The organism is Nitrococcus sp., assembly GCF_059432795.1.
Window position 1 is genome coordinate 49,344 of the sequence record NZ_JBXWZQ010000003.1, and the last position, 17,215, is coordinate 66,558.

At 60.5% G+C, this 17,215-nt stretch carries 16 protein-coding genes; 10 read left to right on the plus strand and 6 right to left on the minus strand.

Annotated features, from left to right (window positions below):
* Window positions 1-73: 73 nt before the first annotated feature.
* Window positions 74-1,489 carry a glutamate--ammonia ligase gene (glnA, locus tag AC52Q4_RS00595; RefSeq protein WP_495534851.1) on the minus strand — a complete coding sequence of 472 codons (1,416 nt, stop codon included), beginning with the start codon at window positions 1,487-1,489 and terminating at the stop codon, window positions 74-76.
* A 272-nt stretch (window positions 1,490-1,761) separates the two neighbouring features.
* Window positions 1,762-2,331 carry a hypothetical protein gene (locus AC52Q4_RS00600; protein WP_495534852.1) on the minus strand — a complete coding sequence of 190 codons (570 nt, stop codon included), beginning with the start codon at window positions 2,329-2,331 and terminating at the stop codon, window positions 1,762-1,764.
* A gap of 188 nt (window positions 2,332-2,519) precedes the next feature.
* Between AC52Q4_RS00600 and glyQ the strand changes: the two genes are divergently transcribed.
* Genes glyQ through AC52Q4_RS00620 form a run of 4 tightly spaced genes read left to right on the plus strand, consistent with a single transcriptional unit; the run spans window position 2,520 to window position 6,841 of the window.
* Window positions 2,520-3,422 (plus strand): glycine--tRNA ligase subunit alpha, encoded by a 903-nt coding sequence (glyQ, locus tag AC52Q4_RS00605; RefSeq protein WP_495534853.1) that lies wholly within the window; start codon window positions 2,520-2,522, stop codon window positions 3,420-3,422.
* A complete protein-coding gene (gene glyS / locus AC52Q4_RS00610; protein ID WP_495534854.1) occupies window positions 3,419-5,533 on the plus strand; it encodes a glycine--tRNA ligase subunit beta in 2,115 nt (704 codons plus the stop codon). Before glyQ ends, glyS begins: the two co-directional genes overlap by 4 nt.
* Window positions 5,530-6,087: a D-glycero-beta-D-manno-heptose 1,7-bisphosphate 7-phosphatase gene (gmhB, locus tag AC52Q4_RS00615; RefSeq protein ID WP_495534855.1), complete on the plus strand. Its 558-nt coding sequence runs from the start codon at window positions 5,530-5,532 to the stop codon at window positions 6,085-6,087. The genes glyS and gmhB overlap by 4 nt, the downstream gene beginning before the upstream one ends.
* Window positions 6,080-6,841, plus strand: coding sequence for a lysophospholipid acyltransferase family protein (locus AC52Q4_RS00620; protein ID WP_495534856.1), 762 nt, complete (start codon window positions 6,080-6,082; stop codon window positions 6,839-6,841). Before gmhB ends, AC52Q4_RS00620 begins: the two co-directional genes overlap by 8 nt.
* 30 nt (window positions 6,842-6,871) lie before the next feature.
* Here AC52Q4_RS00620 and gyrB read toward each other — a convergent pair whose 3' ends face one another.
* From gyrB to dnaA, 4 genes are all read right to left on the minus strand, one after another.
* Window positions 6,872-9,286 (minus strand): DNA topoisomerase (ATP-hydrolyzing) subunit B, encoded by a 2,415-nt coding sequence (gene gyrB, locus AC52Q4_RS00625; protein WP_495534857.1) that lies wholly within the window; start codon window positions 9,284-9,286, stop codon window positions 6,872-6,874.
* 30 nt (window positions 9,287-9,316) lie between these two features.
* Complete coding sequence (gene recF, locus AC52Q4_RS00630) at window positions 9,317-10,387, minus strand: DNA replication/repair protein RecF (RefSeq protein WP_495534858.1); 1,071 nt, start codon at window positions 10,385-10,387, stop codon at window positions 9,317-9,319.
* Window positions 10,388-10,469: 82 nt separating this feature from the next.
* The gene (gene dnaN, locus AC52Q4_RS00635) at window positions 10,470-11,570 is read right to left on the minus strand and encodes a DNA polymerase III subunit beta (protein WP_495534859.1); all 1,101 of its coding nucleotides are present in this window, start codon (window positions 11,568-11,570) and stop codon (window positions 10,470-10,472) included.
* A gap of 223 nt (window positions 11,571-11,793) precedes the next feature.
* Window positions 11,794-13,116: a chromosomal replication initiator protein DnaA gene (gene dnaA, locus AC52Q4_RS00640; RefSeq protein ID WP_495534860.1), complete on the minus strand. Its 1,323-nt coding sequence runs from the start codon at window positions 13,114-13,116 to the stop codon at window positions 11,794-11,796.
* Between the two features lie 201 nt (window positions 13,117-13,317).
* Between dnaA and rpmH the strand changes: the two genes are divergently transcribed.
* The 6 genes from rpmH to AC52Q4_RS00670 all read left to right on the plus strand — a co-directional run bounded on the left by rpmH (window position 13,318) and on the right by AC52Q4_RS00670 (window position 17,201).
* Entirely contained in the window at window positions 13,318-13,452 is a 135-nt protein-coding gene (gene rpmH / locus AC52Q4_RS00645) for a 50S ribosomal protein L34 (RefSeq protein ID WP_495534861.1), read from the plus strand.
* Between the two features lie 5 nt (window positions 13,453-13,457).
* Window positions 13,458-13,829, plus strand: coding sequence for a ribonuclease P protein component (rnpA, locus tag AC52Q4_RS00650; protein ID WP_495534862.1), 372 nt, complete (start codon window positions 13,458-13,460; stop codon window positions 13,827-13,829).
* The gene (gene yidD, locus AC52Q4_RS00655; protein WP_495534863.1) at window positions 13,814-14,047 is read left to right on the plus strand and encodes a membrane protein insertion efficiency factor YidD; all 234 of its coding nucleotides are present in this window, start codon (window positions 13,814-13,816) and stop codon (window positions 14,045-14,047) included. Before rnpA ends, yidD begins: the two co-directional genes overlap by 16 nt.
* A complete protein-coding gene (yidC, locus tag AC52Q4_RS00660; RefSeq protein ID WP_495534864.1) occupies window positions 14,047-15,684 on the plus strand; it encodes a membrane protein insertase YidC in 1,638 nt (545 codons plus the stop codon). Before yidD ends, yidC begins: the two co-directional genes overlap by 1 nt.
* Before the next feature lie 65 nt (window positions 15,685-15,749).
* Window positions 15,750-16,397, plus strand: a complete 648-nt coding sequence (rsmG, locus tag AC52Q4_RS00665; protein ID WP_495534865.1) for a 16S rRNA (guanine(527)-N(7))-methyltransferase RsmG — start codon at window positions 15,750-15,752, stop codon at window positions 16,395-16,397.
* A gap of 15 nt (window positions 16,398-16,412) precedes the next feature.
* On the plus strand, window positions 16,413-17,201 hold the full coding sequence (locus tag AC52Q4_RS00670) for a ParA family protein (RefSeq protein WP_495534866.1): 789 nt from the start codon (window positions 16,413-16,415) through the stop codon (window positions 17,199-17,201).
* Window positions 17,202-17,215 lie beyond the last annotated feature (14 nt).

Below are 17,215 nucleotides of genomic sequence, written 5' to 3' on the forward strand. Positions count from 1 at the left end.
GCTGCCTACCACGGCCACCGGGACAGCACGAGCACACGGTCTTTGCCGCCGTGACAACGCACGGGATGCCGCCTCAGACGCTGTAATACATATCGAACTCAATCGGGTGCGTCGTCATACGCAGGCGTTGGACTTCATCACGCTTCAAGGCCAAATAGCCGTCGATGGCATCATCGGTAAAGACATCACCCGCCTTGAGGAAAGCTCGATCCTCGTCCAGCGCTTTCAGTGCTTCCTCGAGTGAAAAGGCCACCTTGGGGATCTCCTTCTCCTCTTCGGGGGGCAGATCATAGAGATCCTTGTCCATGGCGTCGCCTGGATGGATGCGATTCTGGATCCCGTCCAGCCCGGCCATCAACATGGCCGCGAAAGCGAAGTACGGATTCGCCGTGCCATCCGGAAAGCGCACTTCGATACGCCGCGCCTTGGGATTCGAAACCCACGGGATGCGGATCGAGGCCGAGCGGTTGCGCGCCGAATAGGCAAGCAGGACAGGCGCCTCGAAGCCGGGCACCAGGCGCTTGTAGCTGTTGGTGGCGGCGTTGGTAAACGCGTTCAACGCCTTGGCGTGCCGGATGATGCCGCCGATATAATAGAGCGCCATCTCGGAGAGACCCCCGTAGCGATCACCGGCGAACAGGGTCTGCCCGACTTTGGCGATGGATTGATGGACGTGACAGCCATTGCCATTGTCTCCGACCAGGGGCTTCGGCATGAACGTCGCCGTCTTGCCGAACGCGGCGGCGACATTGTGCACGCAATACTTGTAGATCTGCAGCTCGTCCGCCTTTTTGACCAACGTATCGAACCGCGTGCCGATTTCGCACTGCCCGGCCGTCGCGACCTCGTGGTGATGCACTTCGGTGACCAGGCCCATCTCGTCCATCGCTTGACACATGGCGCCGCGCACATCATGCAGCGCATCGACCGGCGGCACGGGGAAGTACCCGCCCTTGATCCCGGGGCGATGCCCCATGTTGCCGTCCGGGTATATGCGCTCGGAATTCCAGCGCGCCTCCTCGGAGTCGACCTTACAGAAGCTGCCGCTGATATCCGCGCCCCAACGCACGTCGTCAAAAACGAAGAACTCGGCCTCCGGACCAAAGTAAGCCACATCGCCGATACCGGTGGCTTGGAGGTAGGCCTCGGCACGCCGGGCGACGGAACGGGGATCGCGCTCGTAGCCTTGCATCGTGCTGGGCTCGATGACGTCACAGATGAGATTGAGCGTGGTTTCGTCGAAGAAAGGATCGATAACGGCCGTGTTGGCATCCGGCATCAAGATCATGTCGGACTCCTGGATGCCCTTCCAGCCGGAGATCGAGGAGCCGTCGAACATCTTGCCGCTCTCGAAGAGATCCTCGTCGGCGGCATGCGCGGGAAGCGTAAGGTGCTGCCACTTTCCCCGCGTGTCCGTGAATCGCAGATCGATGAATTTGACTTCTTTTTCCTTGATCATCTTGAGTGCGTCATCAGGTGTGCGAACCATCGGTCGACCTCCATGGTGAATACATGCATGGCTTGCGGCTTGTCTTGTTCAAAGCGCCCTAAAATGTGGCACGAACCATGCCATATATGGAAATAGCCGCCTCAAAGGCGTCTCGCCATCAACGCCGCGGTTTCCAATGGCTCGCAGCTGCTTATTGGCGCACTAAACCGGTGCATTCGATGCGATCTTGCGCTCTATTATAGTGCATGCGCGACGAATATACCTGCGGTCGCTCCTAGCTGAGTTTCGCTATGTGCTTTGGTTCACATAAATCAATGGCGGCGATCACTTACGGGGTCGACGAGCATGCCGTCCGTATGCTCTCGCAGCACACGCCGACCAACCGCGCTCCCCGTCTCGAGCGAGAGATCAGCCGCCTGCAGGGCGGTCATGTCAAAGGTGTCGCCGCGCTCGCGAATGGCCCGCAAGACATCCGTCAGGACGACAAAGGTATGCGAGAGGGCATGAAAAAGCTCCGCGCGATCGGCATGCGGTGAACCTGCCAGATTGCCGTAGGCGGAACGCCCGAGGTCAACGAAATAGCTCAGTCTTACGCGCCGCCGCTCCGCCTGTTCGGGAAACAGGCCGGCGAAGATGAGACACTGATCACCGACCTCCTGCAGCGTCTCGCGCCGCATCTGACCCCGGCTCAAAAGACCGTGCAGAAACTTCAGCGCAAGCACCGACCTCACCAATTCCGGGCGCCGCAGATAACGCATGAGCATGAATACGAGATAGCTCTCGCGCTGCTCATCGAGCGCACATTCGGCCCGGCATGCGGCCTCCGTGACCACACGGTGCCACACCGCGGTGGCACTCGGCTCGAGAATAAATCGGCTCATCACCCACCTCCCGAATTTACCGGCCTCTCCTACCTATATAGGGTATCGGCACCTGAGGGGGAAATATTGGCGCTCGACGGCGCTTACACCGTGCGAACTCGACCCACTATAATCCCGAGCTTGTGTGCCATCCTCGACGGGATAGTCGCGGCGCACGTTATCCAGGGCTTCAGAGAAACGAGCCGAATATGCTGACCTTTCAAGACCTGATCTTTGCGCTACAGGATTACTGGGCGCGGCGCGGGTGCGTGATTTTACAGCCGCTCGACATGGAGGTGGGTGCGGGCACTTTCCATCCGGCGACTTTCCTGCGCGCGCTCGGCCCCGAGCCCTGGTACGCCGCCTACGTCCAACCCTCCCGCCGGCCCCAGGACGGCCGCTACGGAGACAACCCGAATCGGTTACAACACTACTACCAGTTTCAGGTGGTACTCAAACCCTCGCCCGAGGACATCCAGGAGCAGTACCTGGGATCGCTCGAGAAACTCGGCATTGACCTTGCAGTTCACGATATTCGCTTCGTCGAGGACAATTGGGAATCCCCGACCCTCGGCGCCTGGGGCCTGGGATGGGAGGTATGGCTCAACGGCATGGAAATCACCCAGTTCACCTACTTCCAGCAGGTGGGGGGGCTGGATTGCCGACCGGTGACGGGCGAGATCACTTACGGACTCGAGCGCATTGCCATGTATTTGCAGAACAAGGAAAGTGTCTTCGACCTGATCTGGACGGACGGCCCCACCGGAGCGGTGTCCTATGGCGATGTGTTTCTGCAGAACGAACGGGAGATGTCGCAATACAACTTCGAGCAGGCCAGCGTCGATGAGCTTTTCACATGGTTCGATGTCTGTGAGCGGGAGAGCCAACGGCTCGTGGAGCTCGGGCTGCCGCTGCCGGCCTACGAAATGACTTTGAAGGCCTCGCACACCTTTAATCTGCTCGAAGCGCGACATGCGGTCTCGGTCACCGAGCGCCAGGGCTACATACTGCGCCTGCGCGCCCGTGCCCGCGCCGTGGCCGAGGCGTATTTCGCCGCCCGTGAAGCGTTGGGCTTCCCGCTGCTCAAGATAACCAAGGAAGGGAAGGCATGATTCAAGCGCATCGTGATCTTCTGGTGGAGCTGGGCACCGAGGAGCTGCCCCCCAAGACGCTGCGCCCGCTGATGGAGTCCTTTGCCAACCAAGTCGTCGCCGGCCTGGAGCAAGCGCAGCTGCCGCATGAGGCGTACCAGTGCTTCGCCACCCCTCGCCGTCTGGCGGTGCTGGTGCGTTGCGTCGCGCTGCAGCAGCCGCCCCGGCAAATCGAGCGCAAGGGCCCGGCGGTGCAGGTGGCCTACGATGCGAGCGGTCAACCGACCCAGGCGGCGCTGGGTTTCGCGCGCTCCTGCGGGGTCGGCGTCGAGCAGCTCTGCCGCGTGGAGACCGAGAAAGGGTCGTGGCTTGGCTATCGCGCAACCGAACCCGGGCGGGCAACGGCCGAGCTACTGCCGGGTATCATCTCCCAGGCGCTCGCTCGCCTGCCCATAGCAAAGCGAATGCGCTGGGGCGAAAGTCAGGCCGAGTTCGTCCGGCCCGTCCACTGGCTGGTCGTGTTGCTCGGCGAGGACGTCGTACCGGCCGCCCTGCTGGACACCGTCAGTGGCAATACCACCCGCGGTCATCGGGTCCATCATCCCCGGCCGCTTACCCTGCGGCAACCGGCGGAATACAGCGCGCGCTTACGCGAGGAAGGCTATGTCATCGCCGATTTCCAGGCGCGCCGTGAGCTCATTGTCGCTCAGGTCAAGCGCTGCGCCGAGGCGCTCAACGCGCAGCCGGTTTGGGACGACTCCCTGCTCGACGAAGTTACCGCTTTGGTGGAATGGCCTGTGGCGATGGCTGGAGCCTTCGACGAGACGTTTCTCCGGGTACCCTCCGAGGCGCTCATCTCCAGCATGCAAGGCCACCAGAAGTACTTCCCGTTACGCAGTGAGGACGGCGCGCTTTGCGCGCGTTTCGTCGCGGTGGCCAACCTGCAGAGCCGGGATCCGGCGCAAGTAATCGCCGGTAATGAACGCGTTATTCGGCCGCGCCTGGCCGACGCGGCGTTTTTCTGGGATCAGGACCGGCAGCGCTCGCTGGCAGCGCGCATCCCGCAGCTCAAGGACGTGCTGTTCCAAAAACAATTGGGTTCACTGTATGACAAGAGCGCCCGCATCGCCGCCCTTGGAACGCATTTCGCCGCCGCGTTCGGTGTTGCCGATGCGCAGGTCGAACGCGCCGCCTGGCTTGCGAAAACCGATCTACTCACGGAGATGGTCGGCGAGTTCCCCGAGTTGCAAGGCGTGATGGGACGCTATTATGCCGAGCACGACGGCGAAGACCCGGCGATTGCGCTTGCCCTCGATGAAAGCTATCGCCCACGATTCGCGGGCGATGAGGTGGCCCACAGCCCGCTCGGTCAACTGCTGGCCGTCGCGGAGCGCGCCGAGACCCTCGTCGGCATATTCGCGCTGGGCAAGGCGCCCACCGGCGCCAAAGACCCCTTCGCGCTGCGCCGCGCCGCACTCGGCCTGTTACGAACCTGCATCGAAGGACGGCGCTCGATCGATCTCGAGGCGCTCTTCGCTCTGGCTGCCCGGCAAATGCCCAGCGACGTCGATGCCACGGCGCAAGTGCAGCCCGTCGTGCAGTTTTGCCTCGAGCGCCTGCGCGGGCTTTACGTGGAGCGCGATTATCCCGTGGAGCTCTTTGAGGCGGTACGCGCTTTGACCCAGCAAGAAGGCGTCGCCGTTGATCCTTGGGACCTTGACCGACGCGTGATGGCTTGCAGCGAATTCGTGCAAATGCCCGAGGCCGCTAGCTTGGCGGCAGCGAACAAGCGTATTCGGCAAATTCTGCGTCACGCCGGTGCCGATGCGATGCACTTTTGCGACGTGGACGCGAATCGCCTCGAGCACCTGGAGGAACAACGCCTCTATGAAGCGCTCAGCGCGCTGAGCGCGGAGGTCGAGGAACAGGTGAGCGCGGGCGAGTACACAACAGCGCTCCGGCGCCTGGCACGGCTTCGCGCGCCCATCGACCGCTTCTTCGATACCGTGCTCGTCATGGCCGAGGACGCGAGCCTACGCACCAATCGGCTTGCGCTACTGGCTCGTGTCTCGCGGCTGTTCCTGACGATTGCCGACGTCTCCTGGCTGCCCAGTGGAGAAATGCCGACGTGACGCGCAGGCTAATCGTTCTCGATCGCGACGGGGTAATCAACTGGGATTCCAAGAAGTTCATCAAAAGCCCGGCCGAATGGTGCCCGCTGCCGGGCAGCCTCACAGCCATAGCGCGGTTGTCGGCCGCCGGCTTCGACGTCGTGGTGTGCACCAACCAATCCGGCCTTGCCCGGGGCTTGCTGTCGCTGGATGACTTGAGCGCGATCCATTCGCGCATGGATTGCGCGGCCCGTGCCGCGGGTGGCCGGCTCGCGGCCATCTTCGTCTGTCCCCACGGCCCTGCCGATGGGTGCGTTTGCCGCAAACCCCACCACGGGTTGCTTCGCGCGGTGGAACACCATTTCCAACTCTCGCTCCACAACCGCCCGGTGGTGGGAGACAGCGCGCGAGATCTCGAAGCCGCTTACCGGATCGGCGCACGACCCATCCTGGTGCGCACCGGCAACGGTGAGCGCACACTTGCCGAGCGATCCACCCGCCCAGCAGAGGTGTATCCAAACCTTGCCACGCTCGCCGAGCAGCTGATCGAGGAAACCGAAGAACCGCATGACTGAACCGACCGCCACTGCACAAGGCAGCCTACTGCGCGGAGTGATTTTCCACATCGGGCTCGCCCTCTCCGTGGCGATCTGGGGTGTTCCGAGCTTGCTCAGCGCTCCGCTTCCCTATCGAGCCCGCTACTGGATCATCAGTCGCTGGAGCTTATGGATCGTCTGGTGGCTCAGGATCACCAATGGCGTTCGCTGGGAAATAGAGGGGCTCGAGAATATCCCGGAGCAAGCCGGAGTCGTTATGTGCAAGCATCAATCCACATGGGAGACGCTTGCCCTGCAGGAATGGTTTCAGCCGCAGACCTGGGTGTTGAAGCGCGAGCTCATGTGGGTCCCGATTTTCGGCTGGTCGCTCAATTTGCTCAAACCCATCGCGATCAACCGGAGACTGGGTCGCTCCGCAGTGCGTCAGGTCATCAAGCAGGGACGGGAGAGAATCGCGGCCGGACTCTGGGTCATTGTTTTTCCTGAAGGCACGCGCATCGCCGCCGGGCGCAAAGGGCGTTATCACGCCGGTGGCGCTGTGCTCGCCTGCGCGTGCAATGCAAAAGTAGTGCCAGTAGCCCACAACGCTGGTGAATTCTGGCCGAAACGCGGCCTAAGAAAGCAGCCGGGCTGTATCCGAGTGAGAATCGGCGAGCCGATCGACACCGCCGACCTGAAACCGCAGGAACTGCTCACCCGGGTCGAGGCCTGGATCGAAGGTCAAATGCCTTCCTTGTCGAATCGAGGTTATCCAAGCGCGGATTCCAACTGAAAGCTCACCCCGTGCGCCGTGTTAGCTAACCTACACGTCGAGATTCGTGGCGGACAAGGCATTGCTCTCGATGAACTCCCGGCGTGGCTCAACCTGATCGCCCATCAGGGTGGTGAAGATTTCATCGGAAGCCACCACATCCTCGATACGCACCTGAAGCAGGCGGCGGGTCGCCGGATCCATCGTCGTCTCCCACAACTGTGCGGGATTCATCTCGCCGAGCCCCTTGTAGCGCTGGATGCTCAGGCCCCGCTTGGCCTCATCGAGAAACCACTGCACAACCTCGTGGAACTCGCCCACTGCTTTGCTGCGCTGCCCTCGCTGCACAAACGCATCTTCTCCGAGCAGCCCGTCGAGCACTTCGCTCAATCGACGGAGGGTCTCGTATTCCTGCGAAAGAAAGAACTGCATCGGGAACGTGTAGGGGTAGAGAATCCCGTGCATCCGTTTGGTTACCACTGCCTCGTAAAAGCTGCCATCTTGGCTCAGATTGACCCGTGCGCGATATTCGGTACCCGTGGGCTGATTGCGGTTGACGCAACGCTCCAACTCCTGAAACCAGCCGTCCATGCGCTGGCCGTCGCGTAACGCGTCGTCGTTGAGCGCCGGCAAATCCACCATGGCACGCAAGATCACGGAATCCGTGCGGCGCGAGAGATGCTCGATCATCTCCATCGTCGCCAGGTACTGGCGGATCAATCGCTCCAACTCTTCACCGGCGATTCTCGCCTCCGCGCGTGGGTGCAGGCTCGCGTCGGTCAACGCGAGGCGGAGCAAATACTCCACAAGTTCCTTCTCGTCCTTGACGTAATCCTCATGCTTGCCCCGGCGGATTTTATAAAGCGGAGGTTGCGCGATATAGATATGCCCCCGTTCCACCAATTCGACCATCTGACGGTAGAAGAAGGTGAGCAACAAGGTACGTATGTGCGAGCCGTCGACGTCAGCGTCGGTCATGATGATGATTCGATGGTAGCGCAATTTATCGGGATCGAACTCTTCCTTTCCGATGCCGCAGCCGAGAGCAGTGATCAACGTTCCCACTTCGGCCGAAGAGAGCATCTTGTCGAACCGGGCTTTCTCCACGTTGAGAATCTTGCCTTTGAGCGGCAAGATCGCCTGGTATCGGCGATCGCGCCCTTGTTTCGCCGAGCCGCCTGCCGAATCCCCCTCAACCAGGTAAAGCTCGGAGCGGGCGGGATCGCGTTCCTGGCAATCGGCGAGCTTGCCCGGTAAACCGGCGACATCCAACGCGCCTTTACGACGCGTCATCTCTCTGGCACGGCGGGCAGCATCGCGCGCACGCGCCGCATCGATGACTTTTTCAACAATGGACTTGGCATCCGCCGGATGCTCGTAGAGCCATTGGTGCAGGTGTTCAGCCAGCACCGATTCCACCAGGCCCTTGACCTCCGAGGAGACCAGCTTGTCCTTGGTCTGAGAGGAGAATTTCGGGTCGGGCACTTTCACCGAGATGACCGCGGTGAGGCCTTCGCGGATATCGTCTCCGCTGGGTACCAACTTGAGCTTCTTGCTGTATCCCTCGGCTTCCATGAACTGATTTACCGTGCGCGTCAGCGCCGCCCGGAAGCCTGCCATATGCGCGCCGCCATCGCGCTGCGGGATATTGTTGGTAAAGCAGAAGATATTCTCCTGGTAGGAATCGTTCCACTGCATCGCGATCTCGACACCGCTGGCACCTTTCCAAACGCTGAGGTAGAAGGGATCCCGGTGCAGCGGGGCCTTATTCTTGTTCAGGTGCTGCACGAACGCGCGAATTCCTCCCGCGTACTCGAACACGTCCTCCTTGTCCGTGCGTTCATCTTTCAGTGAGATACGCACGCCCGGATTGAGAAAGGAGAGCTCACGGAATCGCTTGGCGAGGATGTCGTAGTTGAATTCGATGTTCGTGAAAATATTCGAGCTCGGATGAAATGTCAGCTGCGTTCCGGTGTCGCTGGTCTCGCCGAGCGTCTTGAACGGTGCGAGCGGTTCGCCGTTACGGTATTCCTGCAGGTGGATGTGACCATTTTTTTTGACGATGAGACGAAGCCGCTCCGACAGGGCATTGACAACGGAGACCCCCACGCCGTGCAGGCCACCGGAGACCTTGTAGGATTTGTTGTCGAACTTGCCGCCGGCGTGCAGCATCGTCATGATGACCTCCGCCGCGGAACGCCCCTCCTCGGGATGGATGTCGACCGGAATACCGCGACCGTTATCGGTGACTGTCACCGAGTTATCCGCATGTATGACCACTTCGATCTCGGTGCAATGCCCCGCGAGCGCTTCATCGACTGCGTTATCAGCGACCTCAAAGACCATATGATGCAGGCCGGTACCGTCGTCCGTGTCGCCGATGTACATGCCAGGGCGTTTGCGCACGGCATCCAATCCACGCAAGATTTTTATTTGCGCGGAATCGTATTCAGTCTGTGCGCCCATAAGAGATTCCTATCTGAGAGGTATCCATCATTATACCATTGAGCAATAGCGGCCTTGTTCCACGTGGAACACACGAATGCTCGTGTCCGTCAGCGCCAGTTCACCCCGGCTCAACGCCGTCAACAGGATCTGGGCATCCATGCGCCGTAACTTTTCCAAAACCCACCCCCGACTCGCGGCATCGAGCTCCGCCCCGAGATCGTCCAATAGAATGATCGGGCGTTGCCCACCGCGTTTCGCCGTCAGCTCGGCCTGCGCAAGCCGCAACGCAATCGCCGCCAGTTTTTGTTGTCCCCCGGAGAGCTGCTGCGCGGCGTCGACCCCCCCTGCCGTAAACCGCAGATCGCTGCGATGCGGCCCGTGGATCGTATGCCCGCGTTCCATCTCCCTCGTCCTGCCTTCGCTCAGCGCCGACTGAAGATCGACGCGCCGCGGCCACCCCGAGTGAAACTCCCAATGCAGCTCCGCTCCCGGTAGCCAGTCATCGGCGAGCCGCCGCCAATACGGCCACAAAGAATCGAGGTATCGCCTGCGGCAAACGTCGACCGCCTCTCCCGCGGCGACTAGATTTGTCTCCCACGCCTTCGCCACGGCCGAATCACCCGACTGCATCGCCGCATTGCGTTGTTTCAACGCCCGCTGAAAGCGTCGCCAATGCTCCTGGAAACCGTGTTCCACGTGGAACAGCCCCCAGTCGATCAGGCTGCGTCGCTCTTGAGGCGCGCCGCCAAATACACGTTGGCTCTCCGTATTAATCACGTGAACCGGCAGCAGCCAGGCGATCTCCGACAGGCTCCAAACATCCCGCCCGGCAAGCCGCACTCGAGTACGCCCAGCCGTTCGCTGCATCGCCAAGCGCACCAACTGCGTACCCACCTCGAGGTTGGCCCCGAGGTTGAACGAACGGCACCCTTTCTGAATCAACTGATCGCTTCGAACGCGTTTGAAGCTTCGACCGCGGGCGAGAAAATGAATCGCTTCGAGCAGACTGGTTTTACCGGAGCCGTTATCACCCCAAAGCAGATTGACACCCGACGCAAAGCTCAGCGCATCCCGCTGAAGGTTGCGGAACCCCTCCACCTCGATTCGCACAAGGGTCATCGCTGCTCTATAGACTGAAACCGAGCGTCTGACGCGCTCCCATCCACGGATGGGGCGGCCGTAAATCCGTCTGCGTGCTGCTCTAAAGCCGCAGCGGCATCACGACGTATTGGCAGCTCTGATTCTCGGCCCCTTGGAGTAAGGCGCTGCTGTTAGCGTCTATCAGGAAAATATTGACCGTAGGCTCTTCAATTGCCGCGAGCGCTTCCAGCACATAGCTCGCGTTGAATCCAATTTCAAGCGGTTCGCCCTCGTAAGCAACAGCGAGCTCTTCTTCCGCCTCTTCCTGATCCGGGTTGTTCGAGCAGATGCGCAGCCACTCGCCGCCGACTATGAATCGCACGCCGTGTAGGCGTTCGTTGGCTAAGATCGACGCTCGTACCAGCGCCTGACGCAAGACGTTGCGATCCACCTGAAGCTGCGCGCCCCCCGCCTTGGGAATGACGCGTTGATAGTTTGGAAACCGCCCATCGATGAGCTTGGTGGTGAAGCGGACATCCGGCCAGCTCACGCGCAAGTGATTATCCGCCAGCTCGACTTGCAGGAGCGCGTCGCTGTCGCTCAAAAGACGCAACAGCTCCTGAATACCTTTGCGTGGCACGATGACCTGCATGCCCTCTGGAAACGGTGTCTCGAGCTCCGTGTCCGCCAGCGCCAGGCGGTGGCCGTCGGTCGCGACCGCACGCAAGCGGTGGGCGTCGAGCTCCAATAACAATCCGTTGAGATAATAACGGACATCTTGTGAGGCCATCGCGAAGCCGGGGCGATCAATCAGCCAGCGCAGTTGCGCTTGGCTTAATTCCAGGGTTGTTGCTCCGTGGGTTTCTTCAACCGACGGGAACTCCTCGGCCGGAAGCGTTGCCAGCGTGAAGCGACTGTGTGGGACCGTAAGCACAACTCGTTCGGTGTTCGAGCTCACGTGAATCCGGGATTCCTCTGGCAGGTTGCGAACGATATCAACAAGTTTCCGTGCCGGCAGTGTCGCCTCACCCCTCTCCACGGGAACCGCCTGCGTGCGGGCCTGAATTTCGACTTCCAGATCGGTTGCCGTGAATGACAGTGCTTCATCGTGCACGTTGAGCAAGACGTTCGCCAAGATCGGTAATGTCTGGCGGCGCTCCACGACGCCAATAACCCGCTGCAGGGATTGGAGCAACGCGGCCCTGTCGATGTCGAATTCCATGCTGATACCCAACTAACATCTATATGTGAATAAGTATCTTCTTTCTAAGATTATTGGTTGCCCGCCGAGCACTGGATAATCCGGATTTCCATCGTAATATCAATGAATTGACGCATATTCTCCGGGGGGTAACTGCAGCCAAAGTTTGTTGCTGCTCGGAGGATATCCTGTGGATAACTTTGCTCCTGACGGCGCTCTTTTTTCGTTCCCCAGGTTATCCACATCATGCTGAGAGCGTTCTCAACAGGTTGCTATAGTCTTCCGCCAGGCGCATATCGGCTTCCATGAGCTCGGCGACTTTCCGGCAGGCGTGCAGCACCGTCGTATGATCGCGTCCGCCAAAGGCGGCGCCGATTTCGGGCAGACTGTGGCTTGTCAACGCTTTGGCAAGCGCCATCGCGACTTGCCGCGGGCGCGTGATGGAACGGCTGCGCCGTTTGGAGAGCAGGTCTGCCAGGCGAATCTTGTAGTACTCGGCAACGGTTTTCTGGATATTCTCGACCGTCACGAGCTTATCGTGTAGCGCGAGCAGATCCCGCAGTGCGCCCTTGGTGAACTCGACGGTGATGCGCTCACCGGTGAACTGCGAATTGGCAATGACCCGGCGCAAGGCACCTTCGAGCTCGCGCACGTTGGAGCGGATACGTTTGGCGATGAAAAAGGCGACCTCGTGCGGCAACTCGATTCCCTCGAGGCTTGCCTTGGTCATCAGGATGGCGGCCCGCGTCTCCAGTTCGGGCGGCTCGATCGCCACCGTCAAACCCCAGCCGAAGCGGGACTTTAGACGCTCCTCGAGCCCGTGGACCTCCTTGGGGTAGCGGTCGCAGGACATGACGACCTGCTGTTGCCCTTCAAGGAGGGCATTGAAGGTATGAAAGAATTCTTCCTGGGAACGTTCTTTGCCGGCAAAGAATTGGATATCGTCGATCAGCAGAGCGTTTACGCCCCGGTAATAGCGCTTGAACTCATTGATCGCGTTGTGTTGCAGCGCTTTGACCATGTCACCGACGAAGCGCTCGGAGTGCAGATAGAGCACCTCGGCATGCGGCAACCGCTCCAGCAGCGCATTGCCGATGGCGTGCATCAGATGCGTCTTGCCGAGCCCCACTCCGCCATAGATGAACAGCGGATTGTAGGCTCCGCCGGGGTTTTCGACCAACTGACTGCTAGCGGCTCGGGCCAACTGATTGGACTTGCCCTCGACAAAGGTCGTGAAGGTGAAATTCGGGTTGAGCAGACTTGCTGAGGGACGTACGGCGCGTGAGGAGGTCAGGGCCGCCGCGGCACTTGCGGGCGCGAGACTGTTGGTCCCCACCTCGAGCTTCAGTTGCGGCGGGCGTTCCGGACATTGCCCGGTCAGCAGCTCCTGGATGCGGTCTGCAAAATGATCGCGTACCCAGTCGAGTACGAAACGATTCGGTGCGAGCAGGCGGAGCTGTTCACCGTCCTCCTGTGCTTGCAGCGGTCGTATCCAGGTATTGAGCTGTTGGTCCGAGACCTCCCGTTCCAGGCGGCGTAGACATCCCTTCCACAGCGAATTGGCCACGGACGATACCTCTTCGGTAACGACGGAGATGCTGAGGGAAGTATTTTCAGCCTCAGGAGTCTATACCCTAGCGAAGTGGTAATCCACGGCCGTTTGAGGGTGGCGCGAAATTGACAGGGACGCTCTTGCACAGTACATTCCCCCGGCCTAGTTTGCCTCGCCTCGATCGTTAATCGATCGCCGTCAGGATGAAATATTGCGATGAAGAGGACCTTTCAACCGAGTGTGATCCGGCGCAAGCGTACCCACGGTTTTCGTGCGCGCATGGCGACCAAGGCTGGGCGTCAGGTGTTGGCTCGGCGCCGGGCGAAAGGCCGGGCCCGTCTGACACCTTAAGTTCAATGGCGGGTGCAGCGGCCAGCGGTGACTACCCGCGAGCCGCGCGCTTGACCCGACCCGCCGATTACGCGCGGGTATTCGCAGGTGCCGAGCGCGTCGCGGATCGCTACTTCACCGTTTTGATGATTCGCAACGACCACGGGCGGGCTCGGCTCGGCCTTGCCGTGTCCAAGAAAACGGCACCTTCGGCTGTCGTGAGGAACCGCATCAAGCGACGGATTCGCGAGACATTCCGCCTTCACCAGCAGGCGGTTGCGGGCAAGGATTTCGTCGTGATCGCCAAGCCCCCCGCCCGTACCGCGGGTGGAGCGAGGCTGAGCCAATCCTTGTGCCGGCTGTGGCAACAGATGAGCGAGCGATGCAAACGCCCCTAATCGGCTTGATATGCGGCTACCGATGGCTGATAAGCCCGTTGCTAGGACCGTGCTGTCGTTATCTGCCGAGTTGTTCCGAGTACGCAGTCGAGGCGCTGCGCCGACACGGCGCGGGCTATGGCAGCTACCTGACCGCTCGCCGGCTGTTGCGTTGTCATCCTTGGCACGCCGGTGGCCTCGATCCCGTTCCGCCCCGAGACCCGATGGATTGTCCCTGATGGAGAACCAAAGGCTTTTCCTCTTTCTCGCGCTCGGGGCCGTCTTGTTCTTGCTCTGGGACGCCTGGCAGCAGGATTATCTGGCGCCGCCTGCGGCACCGTCGAGCGCCGAACAGGCCGAGACGGCCGGCGCTCCGGCGGCGGATGAGTCGCGCAGCCGAGTGCAACAACAAGCCGGCCTGAAACAAGGCGAGCGCATTCGCGTCATAACGGATCTGTTCAATATCGAGCTCAATACCGTCGGTGGGGGAATCCAATCGGCGCAGCTGCTCAAGCACGCGAGCTCGAGCGACAACCCGGCGCCCTTTACGTTGCTGCGCGATCAGGGCAAGCCGCTGTTCGTGGTTCAGGCAGGTCTCAGGGCAAAGGCAGGTGCTTCCCCGGGAACCGAAGCGCAATTCCAAGCCGAGCAAAAGGCCTATCATCTGGCGCCGGGCGAGCCGCAACTCGTGGTTCCGCTCGTCTGGCACGGTCCGAATGGGGTTACGGTCACCCGCCGCTATATCTTTCAACGCGGCAAATACGTCATCAATATGGAGCAGGAGGTGCGCAACGAGGGCGCCGCGCCGTGGTCAGCCTATCAGTATACGCAACTGCTCAGAGGCTCACACAGCGACGCGAGCGGGTTTGTGCAACGCGTCGCGTACACCGGCGGAACGATTTACAGCCCGCAGAACAAATATCAGAAGATCTCCTTCGATGATATGCGGGACCAGCCGCTCAATCGAAGCGTTAAAGACGGTTGGGCGGCGATGGTGCAACATTATTTTCTTGCCGCCTGGGTGCCCCCGAGAGGGGTAACGGAGCGCTTCTACACTCGGGTGGTCAACGACGATTTGTTCAGCCTGGGTATGAGCTCACCTTGGCAGACCATTCAGCCGGGGCAGAGCGGTAAGTTTCACAGCAAGCTCTACCTGGGTCCGAAGGATCAGGAGCGCTTGGCCGGTTTAGCCGACGGCCTTGAGCTGACGGTGGACTACGGCATCTTTACCATCCTCGCCAAGCCGATGTTCACGGTTCTGTCATGGTTTCATGCGGTGGTGGGGAACTGGGGTTGGGCGATCGTTTTACTCACCTTGCTGATCAAATTGATCTTCTTCAAGCTCTCCGAGACGAGCTATCGTTCCATGGCACGAATGCGCAAGCTCCAGCCGCGCATGCAGCAGCTCAAGGAGCAATACGGTGACGATCGCCAGCGCATGAATCAGGAGCTCATGGCGCTTTACAAACGGGAGAAGGTCAACCCCCTGGGTGGCTGTTTACCCATCCTGATCCAGATACCGGTATTCATTGCCCTGTACTGGGTATTGCTGGAGAGCGTGGAGCTGCGCCAGGCGCCTTTCATCCTGTGGCTGCGTGATCTCTCGGCGCCGGACCCCTACTACGTGTTGCCGATCATCATGGGTCTGACGATGCTCGCGCAGCAGCGGCTCAACCCGGCCCCCATGGATCCGCTACAACAAAAAATCATGCTGTTCATGCCGGTGGTGTTTACCGGCTTCTTCCTATTCTTCCCGGCCGGGCTTGTGCTCTATTACACGGTGAACAACTCACTCTCCATACTCCAGCAATGGCTGATTACCCGGCGAATCGAGCAGACCGAGACGGGCACGGTGGATGTAAAAAAACTCGTTTGACGCTTATGGTGCCGTAACGAGGCGGGCGGTGACGAGAGTATCGGTCGGTGCGTAGCGCACGTCAGATGAATGAGCCGATCGGCCAATGCCTGGAACAAGGGATTGCGCAACTGCTCCCGCAGGCCGGGGCCGAGCTGGCAGAGCGGCTCATGCGTTATCTCGAGTTGTTGCAGCGCTGGAACCGCCGCTTCAATCTGACCGCCGTGCGCACACCGAACGATATGGTCATCCGCCATGTGCTGGACAGCCTGGCGGTGCATCCGTATGTTAAGAACGATCGTCTACTGGATGTCGGTTCCGGTGCCGGATTACCGGGCATACCCTTGGCACTTGCCGAGCCGGAGCGAACCGTGGTGTTGCTCGACAGCAATGGCAAGAAGGCACGCTTTCTACGCCAAGTCGTGTTTGAGTTGGCGCTGAGCAATGTGACCGTGCTCCAAGCCCGGGCCGAAGCGTTTAGCGCGACCGAGCGTTTCGATACGGTCATTGCCCGAGCTTTCGCGGATTTGTCGACGCTGTTACGGATCGCGCGACCGTATCTCAAGCCTCAAGGGCGCGTTCTGGCGATGAAGGGGCGCGAGCCCAGTGCCGAACTGCAATGCCTCGCGGGCGAGGACGTTTCCTGGCAGTGTCATCGGCTCGAAGTGCCCGGTTTGGCGGCCGAGCGCTGCCTGATTGTCCTCGAGCCGCCGGCCGCGAGCTGGATCATGTAAGGCAGAGGCAAGGCTATGGCCCGGATTATCGCGGTCGCCAACCAGAAGGGCGGCGTGGGCAAGACCACAACATGCGTCAATCTAGCCGCGTCTCTGGCTGCCAACCGCCGCCGTGTGCTCTTGGTCGATATGGACCCACAGGGCAACGCCACCATCGGCAGCGGATTGGACAAGGACGATCTCGAGATCACGAATTACGATATTCTTGTCGGCGAGCGTTCGGTGCGAGAGGCGGTCCAGCGAGTGGAGCTCGCCGGCTACGATCTCTTGCCGGCCAACGGCGACCTAACGGCCGCCGAAGTGGCGCTCATGGACCGTGCCGGGCGCGAGCGTCGGCTTCGGGAACTGCTCCAACCTGCCGTCGATGATTACGCCTACATTCTCATCGATTGTCCCCCCTCGTTGAACATTTTGACGCTCAATTCTTTGGTGGCGGCTCACCGCGTGCTCATTCCCATACAATGCGAATACTACGCCTTGGAGGGGCTAACCGCGCTGCTCGATACCATCCGCCAGGTGCAACGCAGCGTGAACAGGGACCTCGAGATCGAGGGGTTACTGCGGACGATGTTCGATCCGCGCAATAACCTCGCGAATCAGGTGGGCACGCAGCTCATCGATCACTTCGCTGACAAGGTTTACCGGACTTTGATTCCACGCAACGTGCGCCTAGCAGAGGCACCCAGTCACGGTCAGCCGGCTTTGCAGTACGATCGAACCTCACGCGGCGCGATTGCCTATATGGCCTTGGCGAGCGAATTGCTGAGGCGCGAGGCGGCGACGCAGGTAGACGCGCGGTCTTAAAAAGGGAGAAACCC

Excerpts from the sequence above, each read along its gene's own strand:
- AC52Q4_RS00600 (WP_495534852.1), bottom strand. The coding sequence starts at position 2,331 with ATGAGCCGATTTATTCTCGAGCCGAGTGCCACCGCGGTGTGGCACCGT.
- dnaN (WP_495534859.1), bottom strand. The coding sequence starts at position 11,570 with ATGGAATTCGACATCGACAGGGCCGCGTTGCTCCAATCCCTGCAGCGG.
- recF (WP_495534858.1), bottom strand. The coding sequence starts at position 10,387 with ATGACCCTTGTGCGAATCGAGGTGGAGGGGTTCCGCAACCTTCAGCGG.
- rnpA (WP_495534862.1), top strand. The coding sequence starts at position 13,458 with ATGGCGGGTGCAGCGGCCAGCGGTGACTACCCGCGAGCCGCGCGCTTG.
- glyQ (WP_495534853.1), top strand. The coding sequence starts at position 2,520 with ATGCTGACCTTTCAAGACCTGATCTTTGCGCTACAGGATTACTGGGCG.
- yidC (WP_495534864.1), top strand. The coding sequence starts at position 14,047 with ATGGAGAACCAAAGGCTTTTCCTCTTTCTCGCGCTCGGGGCCGTCTTG.
- AC52Q4_RS00670 (WP_495534866.1), top strand. The coding sequence starts at position 16,413 with ATGGCCCGGATTATCGCGGTCGCCAACCAGAAGGGCGGCGTGGGCAAG.
- gyrB (WP_495534857.1), bottom strand. The coding sequence starts at position 9,286 with ATGGGCGCACAGACTGAATACGATTCCGCGCAAATAAAAATCTTGCGT.
- yidD (WP_495534863.1), top strand. The coding sequence starts at position 13,814 with ATGCAAACGCCCCTAATCGGCTTGATATGCGGCTACCGATGGCTGATA.
- AC52Q4_RS00620 (WP_495534856.1), top strand. The coding sequence starts at position 6,080 with ATGACTGAACCGACCGCCACTGCACAAGGCAGCCTACTGCGCGGAGTG.
- rpmH (WP_495534861.1), top strand. The coding sequence starts at position 13,318 with ATGAAGAGGACCTTTCAACCGAGTGTGATCCGGCGCAAGCGTACCCAC.
- glnA (WP_495534851.1), bottom strand. The coding sequence starts at position 1,489 with ATGGTTCGCACACCTGATGACGCACTCAAGATGATCAAGGAAAAAGAA.
- glyS (WP_495534854.1), top strand. The coding sequence starts at position 3,419 with ATGATTCAAGCGCATCGTGATCTTCTGGTGGAGCTGGGCACCGAGGAG.
- rsmG (WP_495534865.1), top strand. The coding sequence starts at position 15,750 with ATGAATGAGCCGATCGGCCAATGCCTGGAACAAGGGATTGCGCAACTG.